Source organism: Salipaludibacillus sp. CF4.18, from assembly GCF_051262595.1.
In the GTDB taxonomy this organism is placed as follows: domain Bacteria; phylum Bacillota; class Bacilli; order Bacillales; family Salisediminibacteriaceae; genus Salipaludibacillus; species Salipaludibacillus neizhouensis.
Window position 1 is genome coordinate 1 of the sequence record NZ_JBIMEV010000180.1, and the last position, 306, is coordinate 306.

The following is a 306-nucleotide window of genomic DNA, read 5'->3' on the forward strand; positions in this document are numbered from 1 at the left end:
CCGAATGACTTTCCCAGCAATTTTTATCAGTTGCGTTCGCATGGTCTCTATCCGTTTTCCCTTCATTTTCTGAGGGAGACAAAGCCGGTTCAGCCAATTGGCAAAGTTATAAGCTAAGATCGATACTTGTAACTTTGTCGCATTGGTATAAAAGTCAGGGCTGCTTAGCTGATCAAACGCAAAGCCATTCTTCCCTTCTTTAATAAAGTTTTCCATGGTTCCCCGGTTTTGATAAAACTTCATGACAAGTTTTGGACGGACCCCCATATTCGTCACGACAAAACTGTAGTGAAAAAACATTTCACC

1 protein-coding gene is annotated in these 306 nt (G+C 41.5%); it reads right to left on the minus strand.

The genetic code is table 11. The features are described from left to right. The coding region (locus ACHABW_RS26060) for a transposase (RefSeq protein ID WP_435759957.1) at nt 1-306 on the minus strand (306 nt) is incomplete at both ends.